This is a genomic window from Longimonas sp. (genome assembly GCF_046498435.1).
In the GTDB taxonomy this organism is placed as follows: Bacteria; Bacteroidota; Rhodothermia; order Rhodothermales; family Salinibacteraceae; genus Longimonas.
Genome location: NZ_JAWOAR010000092.1, coordinates 1 through 3,825 on the forward strand (window position 1 = coordinate 1; position 3,825 = coordinate 3,825).

Annotated in this window: 4 protein-coding genes; 2 read left to right on the plus strand and 2 right to left on the minus strand. The window is 60.0% G+C overall.

The window, feature by feature from the left end; all coding sequences use genetic code 11:
- Nucleotides 1–789: 789 nt before the first annotated feature.
- Nucleotides 790–1,170, minus strand: a complete 381-nt coding sequence (locus tag R6U20_RS03895) for a hypothetical protein (RefSeq protein ID WP_410336557.1) — start codon at nt 1,168–1,170, stop codon at nt 790–792.
- Between the two features lie 337 nt (nt 1,171–1,507).
- On the opposite strand from R6U20_RS03895, the gene R6U20_RS03900 reads away from it, so the two are divergent.
- A complete protein-coding gene (locus tag R6U20_RS03900) occupies nt 1,508–2,329 on the plus strand; it encodes an alpha/beta fold hydrolase (protein WP_410336558.1) in 822 nt (273 codons plus the stop codon).
- On the opposite strand, the gene R6U20_RS03905 is transcribed toward R6U20_RS03900, so the two are convergent.
- Complete coding sequence (locus R6U20_RS03905; protein ID WP_410336559.1) at nt 2,313–2,963, minus strand: OmpA family protein; 651 nt, start codon at nt 2,961–2,963, stop codon at nt 2,313–2,315. The genes R6U20_RS03900 and R6U20_RS03905 overlap by 17 nt on opposite strands.
- A gap of 273 nt (nt 2,964–3,236) precedes the next feature.
- On the opposite strand from R6U20_RS03905, the gene R6U20_RS03910 reads away from it, so the two are divergent.
- Complete coding sequence (locus R6U20_RS03910; protein ID WP_410336560.1) at nt 3,237–3,590, plus strand: hypothetical protein; 354 nt, start codon at nt 3,237–3,239, stop codon at nt 3,588–3,590.
- The last annotated feature ends 235 nt before the right edge of the window (nt 3,591–3,825 follow it).

Genomic DNA, 3,825 nt, shown 5'->3' on the forward strand with positions numbered 1-3,825 from the left:
TAAAGAGGGAAGCCGTAAAGAGGGAAGCCGTAAAGAGGGAAGCCGTAAAGAGGGAAGCCGTAAAGAGGGAAGCCGTAAAGAGGGAAGCCGTCGCGCCAGCGACTGAGAGGTAGATAGACTGGAGCCAACGGTCCCCCGTTGGCTCAGCAAATGAAGGCTCCTGCGTTTCCCACGCGACAGCGATACCGAAGGGGGGTGCCGTGGTGTACGCCAGAAACGCAGACGGTGCCGACAGTGGTCGGTATCTGTTTAGCGGGCTTCGATGAATGCCCGGGATATCCGCACCCCAGGAGTACTCGGTCGCGGTGCTCCCAGCGCTCCGCTCCTGATCCCGGGCTAAGGGAATTCCATAGCCGGGTAACCTGTGCCGACCCCTGTCGGTACCGCTTGCGTCCCCGGCGCCCTATGAGCCGAATGCTATCGGAACTGCACGCGTCCCGGGCTACAAGTCGCTAAACAGGTGCCGGGGAGGAAGGGTAGGATGGAGGGGAAACCATTCATCTGAACCCACCCTTTTGGGGGGCATGCCCCTATGAAGAGTCGTATGACTTTTGTCGTGTACTGTAGGTATTATCACTACAGCAAAAAGTTTGGGGGTTGTATAACGGTTAAGTTCTATGGCGAAAGCGGGCAGTAACCTATCAAGCACCCACCAGAAGCGCCACCCGTTTCGGGCCCACCGGAAAGCCTCCGCGCCCTTCGTCCGCAGCAGCGGGGGGCATGCATTGTATCTGCCCGTTTTCTTACACACCGTTGAGGCGAACTCGCGCCTCAGAATCGAGATCAGAATCAGGAGAAAAGAAACAGGAGAAGCGCTGTCAATGCTCCTATCAACGCAACCATCACGAGCAAAGCCCGGATGCCCTTCCACGGCGTCGCCTGCGCGATCGGACCTCCGGCCTCTGCATCGACGTCCTCCTTTGAGTGCGGCAGCATGCCAGCCTCCTGCAGCGCCTCGTGGGCCTGCTGGGCTGCTATATCGCCGAGCACGACGAGGTGGACCCCGTGGATCCCCTGCAACTCCGGGTGCATACCGCCGGCATCATCGACGCGGATGAAGGCCGAAATGTCGGCCTCGTCGAGGTAGTCGCGGGCCATCTCGGCATCGTGGCGTGTCGGGTAGGAGGCGACCACGGTTGACTGCTGCTGTGCGGATTCGTCCTTGGCCATAGCTCTCAGGAGATCGGTATGAAAGGGGATGAGACACGTGTGCAAAACCTGCCCGGTGCTGTGTCAACACAGCAGGCATAGCACGTTATGCGGTGCGGATGATGCATGGGGTACCATGAAAGTATAGCCAAGCGATGGGCCGGGTGCAAGCCTCACATGGGGCGTTCGGGGAGGCGGCGGTGGTTGCCCCGCGAGCTGGAGTGTGTGGGCGGGCGTGGATTGTACGCGCGGGCCGCACCAACGTGAAGGGGCGCCTGCTTGTTGGGGCGCGGACACTTCCCGGCGTTGTACTCGTTACCCTATCGCTTCCATTGTATCTAAACGTCCCCGTATTCTTATGACGACGACCCTTTCGCTCCGCGATATTACGCTGCATGTGCGCGACACCGAAACCGATGGCCCGCCGCTGCTGATGGGCCCGAGCTATTTGCTGACGCATCGCGTGTTTGATGCGATGATTGAGGCGCTCCAGGACGACTATCGGTGCATTACGTGGGACTGGCGCGGGCAGGGCGCGTCGGCGGTGCCTGATGATGGCTATGGCATCCCAAGTCTGGCGGCGGATGTGACGGCGCTGATGGATACGCTCGATATTGAGCAGGCGACCTATCTGGGGCATTCGATGGGTGGATACGTGGGCTTTCGCCTCTTACTCGACCACCCGGATCGCATTTCGCGGGCCGTGCTTATGAACACGCAGGCGCAGGCCGAGTCAACCCTGCAGCGCATGAAGTACAACGCGCTCCTGAAGATTGTGGAGACGACCGGCTACGCGCCGGTGATTGGTCAGGTGGTGCCGTTGCTCTTAGGCGAGCGCTACCGCACCGCGCATCCCGAGGCGGTGGATGCCTGGCGCGAACGCATGAAGGGCAATGCGCCCAGTGGTACCGTGCAGCTGGGGCGTGCCATCTTTGGGCGCGAGAGCGTGCTTGCGGAGTTGGGACGCGTGTCGCAGCCGGTCCTTATGATCGCGGGATCAGAAGATGAAGTTGTGCCCCTCGACAATGTGCGCGCCACCCACGACGCACTGCCGAACAGCACCATGGTTATTGCGCCGGGAAGCGGGCACAGCACGCCCATTGAGCAGCCCGATACCGCAATGAACGCCATTGAGCACTTCTTTGCGGAGACCGATGAGACCGCTACTCCCCAGCCGTAGTCGGTTGCCCGGATGGAAGCACAGCCACACGCACGCGCCGGTTTTCGCTGCGGCCCTCCGCGGTTTCGTTATCGGCAATGGGCTGGTACTCGCCGAAGCCCACCACTTCAAAGCGAACCGGCTCCAGTTCGTGCGTCCACTGCAGGTGGCGCACCACGGCGGAGGCGCGGGCGGCGGAGAGTTCCCAGTTGCTGGGGAAGCGCTGGCTTAGGCGGTCGCCGATGGGTTTGTCGTCGGTGTAGCCCTCTACGCGCACCACGCGGTCGGAGTACTCGCTTCGCAGGCGCTCAGCAACATCCACCAGGCGGTCGACGCCTTCGGAGGTGAGCTGCGCGCTGCCGCTTTCGAAGAAGAGGTCGGTAGAGAGCACCTCAATGGTCTCGCCGCGCCGCTGCTCTTGGTCGGACAGGCGACTGCGCAACTGCGAGTTTTCGCGGCGGAGGTCCGACAGTTCGCTCTCCAGCGACTCGATTTCGCTCTGCAACTCGCTCACCTGCGTCTCCAGCCCCTCGACCTCGGCGGGGTCAATTCCTTGTTCAGAGGACTGGCATCCCGTTCCGATCAGCAACAGAAGTAAAAGCCCGCCCATTTGCAGGCCGATACCGAGGTCAGATACACGCGTAGGTAATTTCATAAAGCAGATCCGGGTTGAGTCAGAAGAATGATGCGCGAAGTAGATGCGCTTGCAACGCGACCGTTTACAACGCGATACAGATACAACAGGATGCGCCTACAACATGCAGATGCACAGGGTCTTTTGCAATAGGAAGCACGATACTTTCGCATCTGTCTAATCGGGAGTGGGCAATCGGTTTGGAGTGCAGGCAGTGCAGGCGCAGCGCGGGGGCACAAGAGGCACGTGCTTGTGTTGTACATCTTCCCGTAATGCGTTAAAGATCTGGTTGCCATGGCTCGCCCACCGCGTCCCCTCCGGCCCCGCCCTCCATCACTGCTGCAAGCCAGTGATATTGTGAACTACTACCCGGGTTCGATACTCACACCGTTCTTCTTCCTGGCGGTCTTTATCTTTACGATTCCGATTGTGCATATCTTGCCGTTGCAGCCCGCCACCGAAATGATGACGCTCTGCGTGCTGCTGGCCGCCTGCCACATCATGAACTGGCCTATGCTCTCCTTGCGATGGCGCCTGTGGTTTCGCGGACGCCTGTCGGTGCGCGCGGCTTTGCTCATCACCATTATGCTGATGGGTACATTTGGATTTCCGTTTTACATCCTGTTTAACAGTCTTACGGCGAGCTAATTGCAGCAGCACGACAGGACATCTGCGGCTTTGGGGCTGAATAACGGGGCTTATGCCTGGTGATCGCAGGCGTGTTGCAAAGTGTAATGGTTCCGGGCGCCCACATAGATGCCGAGCACCGCATCCGATGCGCGCGGGATAACCGATTCTATGCAGTGGCGGGGATGCGCATGAATAGTGCAAAGAGCCAGCGCACCCGACGTCCAACAGCGAACTTGAAAAGAGCGCATAAGCA

Excerpts from the sequence above, each read along its gene's own strand:
- R6U20_RS03910 (WP_410336560.1), top strand. The coding sequence starts at position 3,237 with ATGGCTCGCCCACCGCGTCCCCTCCGGCCCCGCCCTCCATCACTGCTG.
- R6U20_RS03900 (WP_410336558.1), top strand. The coding sequence starts at position 1,508 with ATGACGACGACCCTTTCGCTCCGCGATATTACGCTGCATGTGCGCGAC.
- R6U20_RS03905 (WP_410336559.1), bottom strand. The coding sequence starts at position 2,963 with ATGAAATTACCTACGCGTGTATCTGACCTCGGTATCGGCCTGCAAATG.
- R6U20_RS03895 (WP_410336557.1), bottom strand. The coding sequence starts at position 1,170 with ATGGCCAAGGACGAATCCGCACAGCAGCAGTCAACCGTGGTCGCCTCC.